18 protein-coding genes are annotated in these 19,182 nt (G+C 70.5%); 8 read left to right on the forward strand and 10 right to left on the reverse strand.

All coding sequences use genetic code 11. The features are described from left to right. Positions 1-12: 12 nt before the first annotated feature. From DFR69_RS00615 to DFR69_RS00630, 4 genes are all read right to left on the reverse strand, one after another. Positions 13-351, reverse strand: a complete 339-nt coding sequence (locus DFR69_RS00615) for a hypothetical protein (protein WP_146229174.1) — start codon at positions 349-351, stop codon at positions 13-15. A gap of 53 nt (positions 352-404) precedes the next feature. Then, on the reverse strand, positions 405-2,318 hold the full coding sequence (locus DFR69_RS00620) for a S9 family peptidase (protein ID WP_186817406.1): 1,914 nt from the start codon (positions 2,316-2,318) through the stop codon (positions 405-407). Then, positions 2,305-3,054 carry a helix-turn-helix domain-containing protein gene (locus tag DFR69_RS00625; RefSeq protein WP_110035432.1) on the reverse strand — a complete coding sequence of 250 codons (750 nt, stop codon included), beginning with the start codon at positions 3,052-3,054 and terminating at the stop codon, positions 2,305-2,307. The genes DFR69_RS00620 and DFR69_RS00625 overlap by 14 nt, the downstream gene beginning before the upstream one ends. Before the next feature lie 155 nt (positions 3,055-3,209). Next, positions 3,210-4,073 (reverse strand): NAD(P)-dependent oxidoreductase, encoded by an 864-nt coding sequence (locus DFR69_RS00630; RefSeq protein WP_110035433.1) that lies wholly within the window; start codon positions 4,071-4,073, stop codon positions 3,210-3,212. Positions 4,074-4,171: 98 nt separating this feature from the next. Between DFR69_RS00630 and DFR69_RS00635 the strand changes: the two genes are divergently transcribed. Together DFR69_RS00635 and DFR69_RS00640 are read left to right on the forward strand one after the other, a co-directional pair. Further along, complete coding sequence (locus DFR69_RS00635; RefSeq protein ID WP_110036049.1) at positions 4,172-4,522, forward strand: winged helix-turn-helix transcriptional regulator; 351 nt, start codon at positions 4,172-4,174, stop codon at positions 4,520-4,522. 141 nt (positions 4,523-4,663) lie between these two features. Next, a complete protein-coding gene (locus DFR69_RS00640; protein ID WP_110036050.1) occupies positions 4,664-5,536 on the forward strand; it encodes a 3-methyladenine DNA glycosylase in 873 nt (290 codons plus the stop codon). Here DFR69_RS00640 and DFR69_RS00645 read toward each other — a convergent pair. Continuing rightward, a complete protein-coding gene (locus DFR69_RS00645) occupies positions 5,533-7,311 on the reverse strand; it encodes a BCCT family transporter (protein WP_244198017.1) in 1,779 nt (592 codons plus the stop codon). The genes DFR69_RS00640 and DFR69_RS00645 overlap by 4 nt on opposite strands. Positions 7,312-7,532: 221 nt before the next feature. On the opposite strand from DFR69_RS00645, the gene DFR69_RS00650 reads away from it, so the two are divergent. The 3 genes from DFR69_RS00650 (at position 7,533) to DFR69_RS00660 (ending at position 11,062) form a co-directional block, all read left to right on the forward strand. Beyond that, positions 7,533-9,101, forward strand: a complete 1,569-nt coding sequence (locus DFR69_RS00650) for an LVIVD repeat-containing protein (RefSeq protein WP_110035434.1) — start codon at positions 7,533-7,535, stop codon at positions 9,099-9,101. Further along, a complete protein-coding gene (locus DFR69_RS00655; RefSeq protein ID WP_110035435.1) occupies positions 9,098-9,712 on the forward strand; it encodes a DUF305 domain-containing protein in 615 nt (204 codons plus the stop codon). Before DFR69_RS00650 ends, DFR69_RS00655 begins: the two co-directional genes overlap by 4 nt. Before the next feature lie 141 nt (positions 9,713-9,853). After that, positions 9,854-11,062 carry a molybdopterin-binding protein gene (locus DFR69_RS00660; RefSeq protein WP_244198018.1) on the forward strand — a complete coding sequence of 403 codons (1,209 nt, stop codon included), beginning with the start codon at positions 9,854-9,856 and terminating at the stop codon, positions 11,060-11,062. Between the two features lie 51 nt (positions 11,063-11,113). On the opposite strand, the gene DFR69_RS00665 is transcribed toward DFR69_RS00660, so the two are convergent. From DFR69_RS00665 to DFR69_RS00675, 3 genes are read right to left on the reverse strand one after another with little or no spacing between them, the layout of a single operon-like run. Further along, positions 11,114-11,770: a GntR family transcriptional regulator gene (locus DFR69_RS00665; RefSeq protein ID WP_110035436.1), complete on the reverse strand. Its 657-nt coding sequence runs from the start codon at positions 11,768-11,770 to the stop codon at positions 11,114-11,116. After that, positions 11,757-12,488, reverse strand: a complete 732-nt coding sequence (locus DFR69_RS00670; protein ID WP_110035437.1) for a maleate cis-trans isomerase family protein — start codon at positions 12,486-12,488, stop codon at positions 11,757-11,759. Before DFR69_RS00670 ends, DFR69_RS00665 begins: the two co-directional genes overlap by 14 nt. Positions 12,489-12,515: 27 nt before the next feature. Further along, a complete protein-coding gene (locus tag DFR69_RS00675; protein WP_110035438.1) occupies positions 12,516-13,256 on the reverse strand; it encodes a maleate cis-trans isomerase family protein in 741 nt (246 codons plus the stop codon). 95 nt (positions 13,257-13,351) lie between these two features. On the opposite strand from DFR69_RS00675, the gene DFR69_RS00680 reads away from it, so the two are divergent. Then, positions 13,352-14,317 (forward strand): D-2-hydroxyacid dehydrogenase, encoded by a 966-nt coding sequence (locus DFR69_RS00680; RefSeq protein WP_186817407.1) that lies wholly within the window; start codon positions 13,352-13,354, stop codon positions 14,315-14,317. A gap of 11 nt (positions 14,318-14,328) precedes the next feature. Beyond that, the gene (locus DFR69_RS00685; RefSeq protein WP_208643881.1) at positions 14,329-15,729 is read left to right on the forward strand and encodes an amidase; all 1,401 of its coding nucleotides are present in this window, start codon (positions 14,329-14,331) and stop codon (positions 15,727-15,729) included. Between the two features lie 78 nt (positions 15,730-15,807). Here DFR69_RS00685 and DFR69_RS00690 read toward each other — a convergent pair whose 3' ends face one another. Both DFR69_RS00690 and DFR69_RS00695 read right to left on the reverse strand, forming a co-directional pair. Continuing rightward, a complete protein-coding gene (locus tag DFR69_RS00690) occupies positions 15,808-16,302 on the reverse strand; it encodes a DUF3830 family protein (protein ID WP_110035440.1) in 495 nt (164 codons plus the stop codon). Positions 16,303-16,328: 26 nt separating this feature from the next. Continuing rightward, positions 16,329-17,570 (reverse strand): aspartate aminotransferase family protein, encoded by a 1,242-nt coding sequence (locus tag DFR69_RS00695; RefSeq protein WP_110035441.1) that lies wholly within the window; start codon positions 17,568-17,570, stop codon positions 16,329-16,331. A 105-nt stretch (positions 17,571-17,675) separates the two neighbouring features. Here DFR69_RS00695 and DFR69_RS00700 point away from each other — a divergent pair, with 105 nt between their 5' ends. After that, on the forward strand, positions 17,676-19,178 hold the full coding sequence (locus DFR69_RS00700) for an NAD-dependent succinate-semialdehyde dehydrogenase (RefSeq protein ID WP_110035442.1): 1,503 nt from the start codon (positions 17,676-17,678) through the stop codon (positions 19,176-19,178). The last annotated feature ends 4 nt before the right edge of the window (positions 19,179-19,182 follow it).

Genomic DNA, 19,182 nt, shown 5'->3' on the forward strand with positions numbered 1-19,182 from the left:
ATAGAACGCGTTCTAGTTCTGGGGGCCGGATCCGCTGCGATCGGCCGGGACACCGAGGGCCGAGGACACCGAGGTCTTGCTGGTGAACAGGCCGATGCCGAAGCCGAGCACCGTGAGCCCGAACAAGCACATCAGCAAACCACCGATCTTCGCCTCCTCGTCGGTGTCGGGGCTGCGCGCCGAGCGTGAGGACCCGGCGACCACGGCGCCCGGATCCACGAGCGCGTCGATGCCGGTGTACAGCAGACCCGCCGCCACCAGGATCAGGGCGACGCCGCCGAGCATGCGCTGGGCGGTACGGCGCGGCGGGGCGGGGGTGTCGGCGGGTTCAGGGGCACCGGGAGCTGACATGGCACGCAACCTATCAGCGATACCACCTCGCGTGCGCTGACGAATCGCCTCGCTCACCCGATCTCGCCGCGGCCGCCGAGGTGGCGGGCGAAATGGCGTTCGACCGCCCGGTAGAACCGGATCTGGTTCTCCGGGTTGGCGAAACCGTGCCCCTCATCCTCGGCCACGAGGTATTCCACCGGGACACCGCGGTCGCGCAGCGAGGCGACGATGTTGTCGGATTCGGCCTGCACCACCCGGACATCGTTGGCGCCCTGGGCGACCAGCAGCGGGGTGCGGATCCGGTCGGCCATGGTGAGCGGCGAGCGGGCGCGCATGTCGGCCTCCTGGGCCGGGTCCTCGGGGTCGCCGACGTACCGGTACCAGCTGTTGACGTTGTAGGGCCGAACGAACGGCGGCAGGGTCCGCAGGAAGTTCGCCAGATCGGAGATGCCGACGTAGTCGACCGCGGCGGCGAAGTAGTCGGGCGTCACGGTGATGCCGACCAGGGCGGCGTAGCCGCCGTAGGACCCGCCCATGATGCCGATCCGCGCCGGGTCGGCGTAGCCCTGGGCCACCGCCCAGTCGGCCGCGTCGATGAGGTCGTCGTGCATGGCGCCGGCGAATTCGCCGATCGCGGCGGTGAGGTGGCGTTTGCCGTAGCCGATCGAGCCGCGGAAGTTGACCTGCAGCACCGCGTAGCCGCGGTTGGCGAGGAACTGCGCCGGGGCGTCGTGTCCCCAGGAGTCGTTCGCCCACGGCCCGCCGTGCACCAGCAGCACCAGCGGCAGGTCCCTGGGTTCGACGCCTACCGGCAGGGTGAGGAAGCCGTGCAGCGGGAGGCCGTCGCGCGCCGCGAACGCGACCGGGTTCATCGGCGCCGCCGTCGCCGGGTCGAGGCGCGGATACGCGCGGAACAGTTGCCTGCTCTCGCCGGTCTCGTGGTCGTAGAACCAGGCCACCGCCGGGTCTCGGTCGTGGACGAAGGTCGCGACCCAGCGCCGCTCGCTCTCGTCGGAGGACAGGGTGCCGAGCACGCCGTCGGACAGTCCGGCGAGACGCTCGTAGACCTCGCCGAAGGACGGGTCGATCACCTCGATCCGGGGCCGATCCCCGACGAACCGCGCCGCGAGCACCTCCCCGGTGCGCCTGCTGCGGAAGACGGTGGGCGGCAGCACATCCGGCGCCATCGTGCCCATGATGTCCAGGCTGTGCCCCGGCACGGCCGCCACGACCTCGCGCTCGCCGGTCTCGCGATCGATGCGGACCAGTGCCAGATCGTCGGAGTCCTGATAGACGCCGACGAGCAGGCCTTTGCCGTCCGGCGTCACCAGCTGGGGCTGCACACCCACCGGATGTTCCGCGCCGCCGATGCGCTGCAGCGGGCGCTCGTCCCCGGTCTCGGGGTCGATCGTGTGGAACTCGATGACGCCGTCATCGGCCTGCCGGGACACGAACGCCGGGCGCTCCCCACGGTCCAGCAGGACCGTGGTGCCGGGTTCGGTCTGTTCCAGGTGCGGGGTGGTCACCCCGGTGGCGACCTCGATGCGGAAGGTGTCTAGGAACGTCGGCCGCCGGTTCATCCACGCCAGCACGGTGCCCGGCACCTCGGTCGACCGTTCGATCCCGAACACGCGGGAACCGGGCGCCATCGGGGTCAGGTCGACGGCGGGTTCGCCCGGGGCGTCGAGGTCGACCCGGAACAGGTGCCAGTCCTCGTTGCCGTCGGTGTCCTGCAGGTACAGCAGCCAGCGCGGATCGTCGGTCCAGTGGAAGGCGGTGATGCCGCGGCGCGCGTCGTTGGTCACGCAGACGGCGTCCGCGTGGTCCTCGTCGATGCCGCGGACCCAGAGGTTGAGCCTGCCGTGCGCGGGTGCGCGGTAGGCGAGGCGGGTGCCGTCCGGCGAGATCGTGGCGCCGGAGAATTCCGGGTCGGCGAAGAACTCCTCGATGCCGATCAGCTCGGGCTCGGTGTCACTCGTCGTCATGGGTGGCTCCTTCGGGTCGGCGGCCGTCGTCGGACAGGATCGCTTCGATGCGGCGCAGCACCCGCAGTTGCGCCGGGTTGTAGAGGTCGCGCAGTACCTGGCCGACCGTGTCCGCGGTGATCTCGACGCCGGGTTCGGTGTAGGCCGCGGGGTCGGCGGCCCAGGGGTGCCTGCGCTGGAGGTCCCGGATCACCGGGACCATCCGCTCGGCCAGGTCGTCGGCGGTGCGGTCGCTCGCGTCGGCGGGCAGCTCGTCGAATTCGTCGTCGGTGGGATGGCGCCGCGCCACCATCTCCGACAGTTGCGTCATCGCCTCCGCGGTGAACAGCCGCGAGTAGACGGTGATCAGCGAACGATCCGAGGCGGACAGCTCCTGCGCGAGGTGACCGAATCCGGCAGGCACGTCGACCGGCGCGCGATGCCGCAGCAGGACGGCCAGTTCCGCGCGGATCCGCTGCAGCCGCTCGATGGTCGCCGCCAGTTCGGCGTCGAGCACCCGGATCGCCGCGTCGGGATCCTCGTCCGCGCGGCCGATCGCCGCGATCTGCGCCAGGGGCACGCCGAGATCGCTGAGCCGCTTGATCTGCACCAGCCGCACCAGATGTTCGGTCCGGTACCGCTTGTACCCGTTCGCGGCGCGCTCGGGCTCGTCGAGCAGGCCGATGTCGTGATAGTGCCGCACCGCCTTGAGCGTCGTGCCCGCCAGCTCCGCGAGCTGTCGCGTACTCCAAGCCATCGCTTCCCTTTCCCGTGCGCCGCCACCAGTGGAAACCATGCCCTCGGGGCACAGTCAACCCCCGCGGTGCCCCCCCGGCGACGGAACCGATCGCGCGGTTCGAGCGCGCCGACCGGTGCGGGAGAATGCCGGGTGAGCACGCGCGACGACCTGGATCAGCGGCGTAGGAGGTCGACGACGCCGGTGGTCGACTCGTCCCCGCCGCCCTCGGCGACGCGGCGTTCCATCAGTGTCATGAAGGGCACGAGAAGTGCCGGGCTGACGCCTTGTTCCAGGGCGGTGCGTCGCAGAGTGTCGTTCGTCGTGGCCATCATCGCCAGGTTCGACTCCACGCCCTGCGTGTAGTCCCCGCTGGCGAGCTGTGCGGCGGTGCCGTAGGCGTATCCCGCCATCGCCTGCTGGTAGGCCACCATGAGGGGCGCGAACTCGACGGGTGAGATGTCCTCGCCGCCGATGAGAGCGAACGCGTGCGCGGCGCCCGCGAACATGCCCCACATCGCACTCAGCAGGGCGATGTCGTACAGGGCCGCGAATCCAGGGTCCGTCCCGACGTAGGTGACACCGGCCGGCACCATCAAGGCCTCGGCATGGGTTTCGTGCAGTCGCGCCGAACCGCTGTAGAAGACGTACGCACCCGAGTCGGCGGAGCCGATCATGGAGGGAACAGCCATGATCCCGCCGTCCAGGAAACTCCCGCCGCGGGCGGTGATCCACTCGGCGAGGGCACGCGCCTCGGCCGGTGTGCTCGTGGTCAGGTTGACGATGTCGCGGCCGGTCAGATCGACACCGTCGAGGGTCGCGCGCACCGACGCGTCGTCGAGCAGGCACACCACCACGAGCGTGTTCGCGGTGACGGCGTCGGCAGCGGTCGCGGCGACCACCGCCCCGTCCGGAGCCTGCCTGGAACTGCGGTTCCACACCGTGACCGAGTATCCCGCCGCAAGCCAGGAACGGGTGAGGGCAGCGCCCATGTCTCCGAGCCCGAGGACGGTGAGCGCTCCATTTTTGTTGTCAGACATGCAGTTTAGTGTTGGCGTGACATCCGGGCCGAACAAGTACGCACAGTGAAGTGGGTACGCACTTGCGCGATAGCAAACAGGTAGAGGAAGGAACCATCGTGCCGATCACACGCAGGCCGGGCACGTACCGATGCGGACTCGACGCCACCCTGTCGGTACTCAACGGAAAATGGAAGATGATGATCCTCTGGCCGCTGAGCGAACGCCCTCACCGTTTCGGCGAGTTGCGCCGTGCGGTGAACGGCGTCACCGAGAAGGTTCTCACCACGCAGCTGCGCGAGTTGGAGGCCGACGGCATCGTCCATCGCACGGTGTACAACGAGGTGCCGCCCCGCGTCGAGTACTCCCTCACCCCGCTGGGCGAGCTCCTCAACAGTGCTCTGCTGCCCTTGGAGGCCTGGGGTCGCGAACATCTGATGGGTGAAGACGCCGTCCGGACCGGTTCATGAGCCGGTGCTCTGTCCGCGGTAGCCGATCGACAGGGGGCACGGAGCCCCATGTGCCCCGGGTTGGGGTGGATCGATGGGGACACAGCTGTACGGGACAATGACTACGTGAGCTCGCACAACAGCCCCGATCACGCACTCGACCTGCGGGTATTGCCCGCGCTCGGGTGGCGGGCGCTGGCGCGGGCGCATCGGGAGCGCCTCGATCGGCTGGTGGGGCCCTATCTGGAGCGGCGGGCGGCGGGGACCACGCATCCGGTCATCGATTTTCTCTTCACCTACTACGGGAACAAGCCGTCGCAGTTGCGGCGCTGGCATCCGGGGTTCGGGATCGGGATGGCCGACGCGCACGACTACGCCGGGGCGCGCGGGTACCACCGGGTGGGTGACGCGGTGTTCACCGCCGATCCGGCGTATCTGGCCAAGCGGCGCGACACCATCGAGTTCGTGGCGCGGCTGCTGAACGCGACCGCGGCGCGCCCGGCGCAGCTGTCGTGCTTCGGGTTGCACGAGTGGGCGATGGTGTACCGGACCGACGAGGTGCGGCATCAGCAGGTGCCGCTGCGACTCGGGCATGCCGGGACCGACGCCGTGGTGGAGTCGATGTCGTTGCGCTGCACCCATTTCGACGCGTTCCGCTTCTTCACCCCCGAGGCGGTGGGCCGCAACAGCGAACCGTTGACGCGCGCCGATCAGCTGTTGCGGGAACAGCCCGGCTGCCTGCACGCGAACATGGATCTGTACAAGTGGGGCTTCAAACTCGCGCCACTGATCTCCTCGGACCTGTTGCTCGACTGCTTCGAACTCGCCTGCACCGCACGCGAACTCGACATGCGCGCGAGCCCCTACGATCTGCGCGACCTCGGCTACGAGCCGGTGCGTATAGAAACGCCGCCCGGGCGCGCGGAATACGTGCGCGCCCAGGCGGCGATCAGCGAGTCCGCCGAGGTTCTGCGTGACCGTCTCCGTCTCGCTTGCACGGAACTCTCGGCGGCCTTGGAGCGGGCTGCGGCCTAGCTGCGGTCCAGCGGTTTCTCCGCGTCCAGCCCGTTGCCGAGATCGACCGGCTTCTCGATCACGATGACCTCCTCCATCGGCTCGGTCACCAGCGAGAAGTCACCGTCGTGCTGTTCGGTGCCGAGGTCGACGGCGGTCTCCACGAGCTCGATGCCGCGGTCGGCGCGCAGGATCAGTGGGTCCTCCCGCAGATCCTTGTACAGCGACACGCACATCGCCGCCATCACCACCAGGAACGGCAGCGAGACGACCGTCGTCAACGCCTGCAGGCCGGTGAGCGCGCCGCCGAGGTCGTCGGAGTCGGCGATCACCAGCATGATCGCCGCCACCGCGCCGGTCGCCGCGCCCCAGAAGATGACGATCGGCTTGGACGGCTCGATACTGCCCCGCTCGGACAGCGTGCCCATCACGATGGAGGCCGCGTCGGCGCCCGAGACGAAGAAGATGCCGACCAGGATCATCACCAGCACCGTGGTGACCCCGACGATCGGATACTGATCGAGCAGGTGGAACAGCGTGAAGTTGGAGTCGACGGATCCGTCGGCCTCGGTGAGCGCGCCGTCCTTGCCCTGCTCGAAGATGCCTGCCCCGCCGAACACGGCGAACCACAGCAGACTCACCACGCTGGGCACCAGGAGCACGCCGGTGACGAACTGCCGGATGGTACGACCGCGGCTGATCCGCGCGATGAACATGCCGACGAACGGAGTCCACGAGATCCACCACGCCCAGTAGAAGATGGTCCAGCTCGACAGCCACGCCTGCATCGCCTCATCGCTCGCACCGGTGCGCGAGGCCATGGTCGGCAGCATCTCGATGTAGTCGCCGATCGAGGTGGGGATCAGGTTGAGCACCAACAGGGTCGGTCCGGCGATGAACACGAACGCCGCGATCACCAGGGCCAGCACCATGTTGATGTTGGACAACCACTGGATGCCGCGCTCGATGCCCGACACCGCCGACAGCACGAACGCGACCGTCAGGCCGGAGATGATGGCGACGAGGCCGATCTTGCCGATGCCGTCGATCCAGCCGTTGAACTCCATGCCCGCGCCGATCTGCAGGGCGCCGAGGCCGAGCGAGGCGGCCGAGCCGAACAGCGTCGCGAAGATCGCCATCATGTCGATCGCGCGCCCGCCCAGGCCCTCCGCGTGGCGGCCGAGCAGCGGCCGGAACACCGAGGAGATCAGCTGCGAGCGACCCTTGCGGAAGGTGCCGTAGGCGATGGCCAGACCCGCGACGGCGTAGATCGCCCAGGGGTGCAGCGTCCAGTGGAACAGCGTGGTGGCCATGGCCACCTCGGCCGCTTCCGGGCTGCCCGCGGCGGCGGTGTGCGGCGGCGGGTTCACGAAGTGCGAGAGCGGTTCGGCGACGCCCCAGAACATGAGGCCGATGCCCATGCCCGCGCTGAACATCATCGCGATCCACGAGACCGTACGGAACTCGGGTTTCTCGTCGTCGGCGCCCAGCGGGATCCGGCCGTAGCGGCTGATCGCCAGCCAGATCACGAACACCACGAACGCGGTGGCGACCAGGACGAACAGCCAGCCCGTGTTGGTGATGACCCACTTCTGCGCTTTCCCGGCCGCGGAGGCCAGGCTCTTGTCGTCCAGCACGCCCCACGCGACGAACGCCAGCGCCCCGATCGCGGTGGCACTGAAGACGAGTCGGTCCAGCCGTGGCCGATCCCGCCGTGGCTCGTCCGGCGACACACCGGTTACCGATTTCTCGGTCCGGTCCGCGTCGCCGGACCTCCCTATCACATCGTTCGACATGGAATCCGAGTCCTTTCCGGTCGCGGAGACGGCCCAAGAGGTATACCCATTCGAAACTGAGGCAACCGTACAGCTTTCCCGGACGGTGAGGCGGGAAGCGGGCCGTGAGCCGCACGGGTCCCCGGAAACCGCCCGCACGGTGGCGTCTGACGCTCTACCATCCGAAACACCGGAGACAACTGTCTGAGTCAGCTCCGGCCCGCAGAGTTGGGGAGGTCTCGATGCGTCGACGGATCGGATACCTGCGCGCGACGGCGCTGGCGGCGACGGCCGCGTTGATAGCCATCGGTTTGCCGTCGGGTGCGGCGGCCGACCCGGTCGCCGACCTCGCCGGGACGGTCCGCGAGTTCCTCGAGGTCGGGCGGACCTCGGTCCCGCGCGCGGACTGCGGCCCGGGGTCCCTGCCCGAGACCGGCCTGCAGGGTGACGTCCCCGCGGGCGACCGCGACAGCGGACGCAGCACCGAGGGCTACCGCTGCAACCTGTCGATGGTGGGCCGCTACACCGGCCGCGGGGCCGGGATCACCTCGACCAGTTTCGAGCACTGCGCCTACGTCGGGTCGTTCTTCCCCGGCACCATGCTCAGCGAGCATCCCGGCGTGCAGGTGCTCGACGCGTCCGATCCCGCGAATCCCCGGCTCACCGCGACCCTCACCGAGCCGGCGATGCTGGCCGGGACCTGGGAGACCTTGAAGGTCAACACCGCGCGCAAACTCCTCGTCGGGACCGGCGTGCCGGTGGGGATCGGCGCCGGGTACCTGTCGGTCTACGACATCTCCGACTGCGCGCATCCGCGCCTGCTCAATCCGGGCACCGGCACGAATCTGCTGATGCCGCTGCCGATCACGACCCACGAGGGCGGCTTCTCGCCCGACGGCCGCACCTATTGGGCCTCGGGCATCGCGCCGGGATTCGTCAGCGCGATCGACCTGACCGATCCGTCTCAGCCGCGCGTGATCTGGCAGGGCCTCACCGGGATCGAGGCACACGGGCTCGGCGTGAGCCCGGACGGGAACCGGCTCTACATCTCCGCGCTCGGCGGATTCACGGTCCTGGATGTGAGCGCGGTACAGCGGCGGGATCCGAATCCGCAGGTGCCGCATCTGGGCCGGACGTTCTGGAGCGACGGCTGGGCCACCCAGCACAGCGTGCCGGTGACCTATGGCGGAGTGCGGCACGTGTTCACCGTCGACGAGGGCGGTTCCGGCGGGGTGAAACTGCTCGATGTCTCCGACGACGCCGATCCGCGGGCCGTGTCCAAGATCAAACTGGAGGTCAATCTGCCGGAGAACATCGACGCCAATGTCGGTTCGTCGATGGGTGGTTCGGCGTTCTCCTACGAATCGCACTACTGCGCGGCCGATCGGCCCGACGATCCGACGGCGCTGGCCTGCGGGTGGATCTCCTCCGGTATCCGGGTGTTCGACGTGCGCGATCCCCGCGCGATCCGCGAGATCGCGTACTTCAATCCGCCGGCGCGGACCGGACGCAACCTGGAACTGTGGAATTCGCCGCACGCGCTGGCCTCGATCATCGGGGTGCCGGTGATGAGCGCACCCGCCGCGCTGCGGGCGATGGCGGAGGGGCTGTTCGATCCGGCGCAGGTGCTCACGGCGCGGGCGGGCGATGTCGCGTTCGGCGACATGTCGAGCGACTGGTGTTTCTCGCCGCCGGAGTGGCGGGGTGATCAGCTCTATGTCACCTGTTCCGACAACGGGTTCATGGTGTTGCGGCTCGACAACGAGGTGTACACCCCGCCCGCCGATCAGCAGTCCACGGTCGGGTCGTGAACCGGGCGGTGCGCGCGGCCGGGCTACTCGGTGTCGCGGTGTTCCTGCTGGTGCTGGGCGCGGGCCTGCGGCCGCTGCTGGTGCCCGACAAGGCTTCGGCCGCACCGGTGCTCAGCGCGACCGAACTGGGGTTCGTCCAGGACATGACGGCCCATCACCAGCAGGCGCTGATCCTCACCGAACGCCTCGATCCCGCCACCGATCCCACGGTGCGCAGACTGGCCGAGCAGATCGCCGACGCCCAGCGGGTGGAGCTGGGCACCCTGCTCGGCTGGACCCAGCTCGCGAACGCGGCCCCCACCGCGTCGCAACCGATGACCTGGATGGCGAATGCCGCCGGACACCACCACGATTCGGCCACCACCATGCCCGGCATGGCCACCACCGCCGACCTCGACGCCCTCTCCGCCGCCCGCGGCCCCGACGCCGAAACCCTGTTCCTGCGCCTGATGTACCGCCACCACGCCGGCGGCATCACCATGGCCCGCGCCGCCGACACCCTCCTCCCCACGGGCCCGGTCAAACAATCCGCCCGCGCCATGGCCCAATCCCAGAGCCAGGAACTGGGCTACCTCGGCGTCCTCCTCACCACCCGAGGCCTCACCCCCTGACCCGGAACCCGCACCGGGGGTGCGGTGGTGGGGTGAGGACATCGTCATCGGGGGGCAACTGGGGGGAAAATCGCAGGTAATGGGGGGTGTCGACGATGGGGTGGATCGTCGGTGAACTGTGGGCGGAGGGTGGACGTGGTGGTGAGCGCACGCGTGGGTGTGGTCGATGCGGCGGTGGGGTGTGGGCTGGCCGAGGTGCGTGCGCGGATCGCGGAGCGGCTGCGGCCGGTCGGGGTGCGGGAACTGCCCGTGGCCGATGCCGTCGGCGCGACACTGGCCGCCGCGCTCACCACCGGGACGCCCTTGCCCCGGGTGGACAGCGCCGCGATGGACGGCTACGCGGTGGCCGGGCCGGGGCCGTGGTGGCGGCTGCACGAGGAGGTCCGCTACGCGGGGCGCGGATGTTCGGTGGTGCTCGCGCCCGGTGAGGCAGTACGGATAGCGACCGGCGCCGCCACCCCGCTGGGCACGACCGCCACCCTGCGCGACGAGCACGTGGTCACCACGACCGTGGCGGGCAACCCGGTGGTGATGCGTTCACCCGGCGCACCCGTGCGCGACGACACCCGGCGCCAGGGCGAGCACTGGGACAGCGGAGTCGAACTGGCACGGGCCGGCACGCGCATCTCGCCTGCGCTCGCCTCGGCCGCGTTGAGCGCCGAAGCCGAGACGGTCACCGTGCGTGGTCCCTTGCGCGCCGACGTGGTGATGACCGGCGACGAGATCCGCGCCGTCGGCCCGCTCGGCGCCGGCGAGACCAGGGACTCGCTCGGCCCCGTGCTGCCGGAGTTCCTGCGCTGCTGCGACATCGAGAGCACCGGCCTGTGGCATCTCGCCGACGGACGCGACCTGCTGCGCTCCTGGCTGTCGCTGAAATCGCACGCCGACCTCGTGGTGATGGTCGGCGCCACCGGCCGCGGCGCCGCCGACCACCTGCGCGCCCTGCTCGCCGACCTCGGCGCGCGAATCGTCGTCGAGCGCGCGGCGATCCGGCCCGGCGGGTCCACGCTGGTGGCCCAGCTGCCCGACGGCCGCGTGCTGCTCGGGCTGCCCGGCAATCCGCTGGCCGCCGTCGCCGCACTGCTCGCCGTCGGCCCCGCCGTGGTCGACGCACTCACCCAGCGCACGCCCGGTCCGACCATGTGGGGCAGGCTCTCCGACGCCGGCGTGATGGAGGGCTCGGCCACCCGCATCGTCCCGGTTCACCAGCAGATCGGCGGCGTCTGGCGCAGCACCGGGCCGGCCCACACACCTCACCTCGCCGGCCTCATCGGCTGCCAGGCCCTCGCCGTCCTGCCCCCGGGGACCGGCCGCGGCACCCTCGTGGAGCTCCTGCCCCTCCCCCACTGAACCAACCCGGACGCACAGAGACGGCCAGCGGCGCGCGCTGCGGCTCGTGTCCTAGCGGTCGCGGAGGCGGCGGACCGCGTCGTGCATGTGTTCCACGAGCAGCGCGCGCGCTCGATCCGGCGGTCCGGCGCCGATCGCCTCCTGCAGCTCGACGTGTTCGCGCGCCTGGTCGCGCAGGTCGGGATAGGTGGTCTGCAGGGCGCCGAGGCACATGCGTGTCTCGATGAGCAGGGTGCGCGCGGCGCGGACGAGGCGAGGGCTGTCGGCCGCACCGACGAGGGCCTCGTGGAATTCCTGGTCGGCGTCGGAGACACCGGGCGCGTCACCCGCCGCCGCCCGCTCGCGCATCGCCTCGACACTGGGTCGCAATGCGGCATAGGCGATCTCGCGACGGCCGTCGAGGATGAGCTCGAGCGCGCCGCCCTCGAGCGCGGTACGGGCGCGGTAGATGTCGACCACGTCGTCGATGGCCAGTTCGATGACGAAGATGCCGCGATTGCGGATGCTGAACAGCAGCCCTTCCTGCACGAGACGCTGCATCGCCTCGCGTACCGGTCCGCGCGAGACGCCGAAACTGGCGGCCAGATCGGTCTCGCCGAGCTGGCTGCCCGGCGCCAGCGCGCCCCGCATGATCGCCGCGCGCAGGCGCTCGGCGATCATCTCCGCGGTCGACTGCTGATTGACCGGTTCGAAGTCAGTGATCGACATGGCGGCCTCCCTCGGCGAACAGCGCTCCCAGGCCGGCGGCGTCCGGCCTGACCCCGGCCAGCCGCAGTCCCTCCCAGATGGTGACCTGGTTGGCCGTCAGCACCGGCTTGGCCAGCGCGGCCTCGAGTTTCGGGAGCACTTCGAGAGTATGCATGGCCGTGTCCGGAATCAGCAGCCCCTGGGCCTCGGGATGGTCGTTGGCGACCGTCAGCGCGAGGACCTCGTCGGGGGTGAGTGTGCCGACCTCGGCGGCGGTGTCGATCCCAGCGCTCGTCATCGACACCACCTCGATGCCCGCGTCGGCCAGGAAGTCCACGAACAACCGCGCGACCTCGTCCGGATAACTGGCCACCACCGCGACCCGGCGCAGGCCGAGGGCGCGCGCTGCCGCGACGAAGGCGAAGCTGGTGCTGGAGGCGGGCACCCCCGCCGCCGCGGCCAGCCCGTCGACCTGGCCGCGCGCACCCTCGGGCCCGTACACGAAACTGCCCGAAGTGCACGCCCACACGACCGCCGCGGGCGCGCTGGCGGCCAGCAGTTCGGCGCCGTGACGCAGCTTCTCCGGGCTGCCGAGATCGAGCAGTTCGGGAATCGCGTGCAGGTCGGTGCCGTAGATGTGGGCGACCGGCAGCGCGGCGTCGAGAAGGGCGGCGGCGCGCGGGTAGTCGTCCTCGGCGGCGTGGTCGGGGTAGATGAATCCGACGGTGGCTACGGGCATCGCGTTCTCCGATCGCGGGTGTCGTGGTCAGAAGACATTGACCAGCCATTTCCCCGGGCCCATCATGGGCAGCTTCATCCGGCCCAGGCAGGACCACATGGTGAGCTGGTTGGCGGTGAGCACGGGCTTGCCCAGTGCCTGTTCGAGCGGCTCGATCACGTCGTAGGTGGGCAGGTTGGTGCAGCTGACGAAGATGGCCTCCGAGCGCGGGTCGTCGGCGCCGAGGATGCGTTCGGCGATGGTGCGGTAGTTGACCTTCCAGATGCCGCCGCCGAGCCCGAGGTGATCGGAGCGGATCGTCGCGCACCCGGCCTCGGCGAGGAAATCGTGCAGGCGGCCGGTGAGCACCTCGTCGTAGGGGGTGATGACCGACATCCGGGTGATGTTCAGGTGCCGGATGGCCTCCACCAGGGCACCCGAGGTGGTCACCGCGTCGGGGGCCCCGGCCAGGCAGATGGTCTCGCGCAGGGAACGCTCGTAGGCGAGGCCGTGGATGAAACTGCCCGAAGTACACAGGTAGGCCACGACTTCCGGCTCCACGTGCAGCACGTTGTGGGTGGCCGCGGTGAGGTGCAGGGGATTCGAGACGAGCTCGGCCATGGCCAGCGAGACCGGCACGGGTTCGTAGGGCGTCCGCGCCAGGTGCAGGCTCACCTCGAGCGGCGCCCACCGCCACAGTTCGCGCTCGAGGGCCAGGTCGAACGGCGCGATGATGCCGATACCCCGTTGGGCCACCGGCCCGTCGATCTCCGGGAAGGTGAACTCCACTGTGGCCCCTCTCGCGCTCAGCCGGGCAGACCTCCGAGGACGCTGAACACGATCGGATTGTTGACAATCATACGATCTGCTCGTACGGTGTCAACGTGGAAAAGGGGCCGATTGTCACCGTCCTGCATCGTGACAGTGTGCCCGCATCGGACCTCATGGCCCCCGTCGCCGATCGTGCCGTGGTGCGCTACACGGAGGCCGCCGGGCTCGCCGACGCGTTGCGTGGCGCCGAGGTGTTGTTCGTCTACGACTTCCAGAGTCCGGCCGTGCCGGGCGCGTGGCACGCCGCCGACCGGCTGCGCTGGCTGCACATGGGCAGCGTCGGCGTCGACCCGGTGATGTTCCCGGAGCTGCGCGCCTCCGAGGTGGTGGTGACCAACACCCGCAACGTCTTCGACGGCCCGATCGCGGAGTACGTGCTCGGTCAGATCATCGCCTTCGCCAAGGATCTGCCGGAATCGATGCGCCTGCAACGCAGGCACGAATGGCGGCACCGGGAGTCCGAACGTGTGGCGGGCGCGACGGCGTTGATCGTCGGCACCGGCTCGATCGGGCGGGCCACCGCGCGTCTGCTGCGCGCCGCCGGGATGCGGGTGCGCGCGGTGGGCCGACGGGCACGCGACGACGATCCGGATTTCGGCACCGTCAGCGCCGACCTGTACGCCGAACTCCCCGCCGCCGACTACGTCGTCGCGATCGCGCCGCTCACCGAGCGGACCAGGAAGATGTTCGACGCCACCGCGTTCGCCGCGATGAAACCCCACGCCAGGTTTGTCAACGTCGGCCGCGGGGAACTCGTGGTTACCGACGATCTCGTCGCCGCGTTGCGTCACGGCACCATCGCCGCGGCCGCGCTCGACGTGGTCGACCCGGAGCCGCTGCCTGCCGGACACCCACTCTGGGATCTGCCGAATGTGGTTCTCACGCCGCACAACTCGGGTGATTTCCATGGCTGGCGCGCCGAGATCGTCCGCGCGTTCACCGACAACTTCGGCCGATGGGCCGACGGTCGGCCGCTGCACAACGTTGTCGACAAGACGCTCGGGTACGTGCCCGGCTGAAGGAGCCCGCCATGACGCAGCCCGACCTCGACCCGCCCGCCGATCCCACCGCCATGACCGCGGTCCAGCTGGTCTCGGCGTATGCCGCCGGGCAGCTGTCCCCCGTCGAGGCCACGCAGGCCTGCCTCGATGCCGTCGCGAGCCGGGACGGCGAACTCAACGCCTTCTGCCTGGTCGACCCGGATCGGACCCTGGTGCAGGCCAAGGACTCCGAGGCGCGCTGGCATTCCGGCAATCCGCGCGGTCTGCTCGACGGCGTGCCGATCTCCATCAAGGACATCTTCCTCACCGAGGGCTGGCCGACGCTGCGTGGCTCCACCTCCGTCGACGCGGCCGGGCCGTGGCTGGTGGACAGCCCGGTGGCAGCCCGCCTGCGCGAGGACGGGATGGTGTTCCTCGGCAAGACCACCACGCCGGAGATCGCGTGGAAGGGCGTCACCGACAGCCCGCTCACCGGCATCACCCGCAATCCCGCCGATCCGCGCACGACCGCGGGCGGCTCGTCCGGCGGCAGCGCGGCAGCGGTGGCGGCCGGCATGGGACCGGTCTCGGTCGGCACCGACGGCGGTGGCAGCATCCGCATCCCGGCCTCGTTCTGCGGCATCGTCGGCTTCAAGCCGACGCACGGCCGGATCCCGCTCTACCCGGCCAGCCCGTTCGGGCCTCTGGCCCACGCCGGACCGATGACGCGCACCGTCGAGGACGCGGCCCTGCTGATGGACATCCTCTCGCTGCCCGACCCGCGCGACCCCACCGCGCTCGCGCCGACCCTCACCACCTTCCGCAGCCAGATGCAGCGCGATGTCCGCGGCCTGTCGGTCGGCTATTCCGCCACGCTCGGCTACGCCACCGTCGACCCGGAGGTCGCCGAGATCGTCGACGCCGCCGTGCAAGCGCTGGCCGCGGCCGACCTCGTCATCGACGCCGTCGACCCGGGCTTCGCCGATCCGCGCGAGGCGTTCGAGACGCTGTGGGCCGCGGGTGCGGCGACCATGCTGTCGAAGTACCCCGCCGGCACCAGGGCGCGGGTCGATCCTGGGCTGGGCGCGGTGTGGGCGCGCGGCGAATCCGTCGGCGCCGTCGAGTATCTCGACGCCCGCCACGTGGCCGCCGAACTCGGCATCACCATGGGCGCCTTCCACATGGCCTTCGACGTGCTGATCACCCCGACCATGCCGGGCACGGCATTCGCCGCCGGGCACGATGTGCCCCCGGGCAGCGGACTCGGCGGGTGGCCGGAGTGGACGCCGTTCACCTATCCGTTCAACATGACCCAGCAGCCCGCCATCAGCATTCCGGTCGGCCGCACCCGCACCGGGCTGCCGGTCGGGTTGCAGATCGTGGGGCCGCGGCACTCCGACGACCTGGTCCTCGCGGTCGCCCGGCACGCCGAACACGTGCTGAGCGCCTGACCCGGCCGGTCGGTGGCACCGCGTGCACCAGGACGCCGCCGGAGCCCGCCCGGCGGCGCCACGGAGACACCGCGGACTTCACGCTCGGGCGAAGGCCAGTGTCTCCCCCTCGACGCCGCGCAACCACAGCCCGTTGCAGGCGGCGGCGAGCTCGGTGAGGCCGTCCTCGATGGTGGCGAACACACTGCCGGGCACCCAGCCGAGGTCGCCGTTGATCAGCAGATTGTTGCGGCCGTAGAACAGCGCCAGGTCGGTGGCGCCCTGGGCGTGATGGGCCGCGGACCCCGGCTCGTAGCCGTAGGCCGGGTTGCCGATCTCCCACGGTTCGAAGTCGAACAGGCACACGTCGCCGGGAATCGGTGTGACGGTGGGGTTCTCGCGTCGCGGTGCCGCGCCGATCCGGGGCACCAGCGTGTAGACCTCGTTGCGGGCGTACTTGGCGTGGAACGCGTCGCCCTCCTGGGGGAGCGCGTCCCACACCGCCGCGCACGTCGCCGGCGCCTCGTCGTCGAGCAGCCGGGCCCGGCAGGTGACGCCGGCCTTGGTGAGGGTGATACTCATGTAGCGGGCCATCGGATCCTGCTTCCCGGCGCGGTGGCCTAGAGCTCGGCGAGTACGTCGGACCAGATGGCCAGCGCGTCCTCGATCTGGGTGTCGGTGACGATCAGCGGCGGGATCATCCGCACGACGTTCATGTGCGCGCCGCAGGTCAGCAGCAACAGCCCTTTCGAGACCGCGAGCCGCTGGGCGGCAGTCGCCGTCTCGGTGTCGGGTTCGCCGGTCGCCGTGGTGAACTCGGAGCCGACGAGCAGGCCGAGCCCGCGCACGTCGCCGACCGCCTTGGTGGCGAGTTCCCGTGCGCCGGACAGCAGTTGGGTCCCCCGCGCGGCGGCGTTGTCGACCAGACCCTCCGACTCGATCACCTCGAGGGTGGCCACGGCGGCTGCGCAGGCCACCGCGTTGCCGCCGTAGGTGCCGCCCTGCGAGCCGGGCCAGGCCCTGGCCATCAGCTCGCGCGAGGCGGCGATGCCCGAGAGCGGAAACCCGCTGGCCAGCCCCTTGGCGATGGTGATCACGTCGGGCCGGACGCCGAAGTGCTGGTGGCCGAAGAACTTTCCGGTGCGGCCGAAGCCGGTCTGGATCTCGTCGACGACGAGCAGGATGCCGTGCCGGTCGGCGCGTTCGCGCAGGCCCTGGAAGAACCGGGTGTTGCCGGGGATGTAGCCACCCTCGCCGAGGACGGGCTCGACGACGAACGCCCCGGTCTCGGCGGGCGAGGTGAGGGTGGCGAACAGGTAGTCCAGCTCGCGCAGCGCGAAGTCGGTGGCCTGCTCCTCGGTCCAGCCGTACCGGTACGCGGTGGGGAACGGCGCGACGTGCACGCCCGACATCAGCGGCGAGAAGCCCGCTGAGAAGCGCGTGCCCGAGGTGGTCATGGTCGCGGCGGCGACGGTGCGGCCGTGGAAACCCCCGTGGAAGACGATCACATTCGGCCGGCCGGTGGCCTGGCGGACCAGCCGCAGCGCCGCTTCGACCGCCTCGCTGCCGGAGTTGGCGAAGAACAGTGCGTCCAGCCCCTCGGGCAGGACCGCGCCGAGGCGTTCGGTGAGTTCGAGCAGCGGCCGGTGCATCACGGTCGTGTACTGACCGTGGATCAGCCGCGCGACCTGCGCCTGCGCCGCCGCCACCACGGCGGGATGGCAGTGACCGGTGCTGGTGACGCCGATGCCCGCGGTGAAGTCCAGGTAGCGGCGGCCGTCGGTGTCGTAGAGGTAGCAGCCCGCGCCGTGGTCGACCTGGACGGGGGTGGCCTGCTTCAGGACGGGAGACAACGCGGTCATGAACGCTCCCCTGATTGTCTATTGTCGGATTGTTGACAATATGCATAACATGGCGGCAGGGGTCACAGCAATGGCTGATCCGCCGCGTCGGGAGAAGGGCAGCGCATGGACGAGTCCGGGGGCAGCACAGGGCTGCGTGAGCACGAGGCACCGCTGGACGCCGCCGAGCGGGCCGCGATCGACAGCGTGCCGAAGGGCCTGTTCATCGACGGCGCCTGGCGCGACTCCCCCGTCGCCCTGCCCGTTCTCGACCCCGCCACCGGCCGGACCCTGTGCTCGGTGGCGGACGCGCGCCCGGCGGACGGACTCGCGGCGCTCGCCGCCGCCACCGCCGCCCAGGCCGACTGGGCGCGCACGCCACCGCGCGCCAGGGCCGACATCCTGATGCGCGCCCACCACGCCTTGCTCGCCGACGCCGACCGGCTCGCCCTCGTGATGACCCTCGAGATGGGCAAGCCGCTGCCCGAAGCGCGCGGCGAGGTCGCCTACGCCGCCGAGTTCTTCCGCTGGTTCGCCGAGGAGGCCGTCCGGCTCGACGGCGGCTATCTGCCCGCGCCGGCCGGCGGCTCACGCTTCCTGGTGACCAGGCAGCCGGTCGGGCCGAGCCTGCTGATCACGCCGTGGAACTTCCCGATGGCGATGGGCGCGCGCAAGATCGCGCCCGCGCTGGCCGCCGGCTGCACCTGTGTCGTGAAACCCGCTGAGCAGACGCCGTTGTCGATGCTGGCGCTGGCGGCGATCCTGGCCGAGGCGGGCGTGCCGGCGGGGGTGGTCAATGTCGTCAGCACCGCTGATCCCGGCGCGCTGATCGCTCCGCTCATCGCCGACGCGCGGTCGCGCAAGCTCTCCTTCACCGGCTCGACCGCGGTCGGGAAGCTGCTGCTCGAGCAGTGTGCCCGCACGGTGATGCGCACCTCGATGGAGCTCGGTGGCAACGCCCCGCTGCTCGTGTTCGACGACGCCGACCTCGACGAGGCCGTGGACGGCGCGCTGGCGGCGAAAATGCGCAACATCGGGCAGGCCTGCACCGCCGCGAACCGGATCCTGGTGCAGCGCGGCGTCGCCGAGGCGTTCGCCGAGCGGCTGGCCGAGCGCATGGCGGCCCTGCCGATGGGGCGCGGTACCGAGCCGGGCGTGGTCGTCGGGCCGCTCATCGACGCCGACGCGGTCGCCAAGGTGGAGCGGCTGGTCGCCGACGCGGGCAGGCGCGGCGCGCGCGTACTCCTCGGCGGGCAGGTCACCGACCGGCCCGGCACCTTCTACCCCCCGACGGTGCTCACCGACGTGCCCGATGACGCCGAGCTGTGTCACACCGAGATCTTCGGCCCGGTCGCGGCGATCGGCACCTTCGACACCGAGGAGGAGGCCGTCGCCCGCGCAAACGACACCCCGTACGGCCTGGTCGCCTACGTGTTCACCGAGAACCTGCGCCGCGGGCTGCGCGTGTGCGAGGCGCTCGAGACCGGCATGGTCGGCCTCAATCAAGGGGTCGTGTCGAATCCGGCGGCGCCGTTCGGCGGCGTGAAGGAGTCCGGCCTCGGCCGGGAGGGCGGATCCGTCGGCATCGACGAATTCCTCGAGATCAAATACATCGGCGTCAAGGTGTAGGGAG

Source organism: Nocardia neocaledoniensis (genome assembly GCF_003182135.1).
In the GTDB taxonomy this organism is placed as follows: domain Bacteria; phylum Actinomycetota; class Actinomycetes; order Mycobacteriales; family Mycobacteriaceae; genus Nocardia; species Nocardia neocaledoniensis.